The 635-nt window shown below is 55.0% G+C and carries 2 tRNA genes; both read right to left on the bottom strand.

The window, feature by feature from the left end:
- Positions 1–478 precede the first annotated feature (478 nt).
- Positions 479–554: transfer RNA gene (locus ABS784_RS16920), tRNA-Ala, on the bottom strand.
- A 6-nt stretch (positions 555–560) separates the two neighbouring features.
- Positions 561–634 (bottom strand) — tRNA-Ile (locus ABS784_RS16915).
- Position 635 lies beyond the last annotated feature (1 nt).

Genomic DNA, 635 nt, shown 5'->3' with positions numbered 1-635 from the left:
TTCATCGGCTCCTAGTGCCAAGGCATCCACCGTGCGCCCTTTCCAGCTTAACCTATTGCGCTCTCGGCTTCTTCCTTACTGTCTAGCTTCGGCTCGCCGCCGCTCGGGGTCAAATAACCTTCGCCTTCGGGATGTGAACATCCCTCCAGGCGAAGAACATTTGCCCATCGCGATCGCCACGATGGCGATATTTCGCCGTTGCCCGCAGGACGCGGGCTGCCTTTAGGCGAAATTACGAGCCTCCGCTTTTCCGGTTATCTAGTTTTCAAGGAACGAGACTGCTTCTTGAATTTGCTTCTCTGCAGTCTTGTGCCGAGGAATCTTGCTTCCCTGAACCTGCTAGCAGACGCAGGCACAGACGCAAAGTAGCTCCTTTGAATTCGCTTCTTCGCTGGTTTGCGTCGAGGAATTCAGCTTCTCCGAATCCGCTTGTAGACGCAGACGCAAAGCAACTACGTTGAAACCTCTTACCTTGATATGGTGGAGCCTATCGGGATCGAACCGATGACCTCCTGCTTGCAAAGCAGGCGCTCTCCCAGCTGAGCTAAGGCCCCATCCAATGGGCCTAAGTGGACTTGAACCACCGACCTCACGCTTATCAGGCGTGCGCTCTGACCAGCTGAGCTATAGGCCCA

The organism is Geobacillus sp. G4, assembly GCF_040327975.1.
Taxonomy (GTDB): Bacteria; Bacillota; Bacilli; order Bacillales; family Anoxybacillaceae; genus Geobacillus; species Geobacillus thermoleovorans.
The sequence above is the reverse complement of the archived record's forward strand: the minus strand, read 5'-3'. Positions and strand labels throughout refer to the sequence as shown.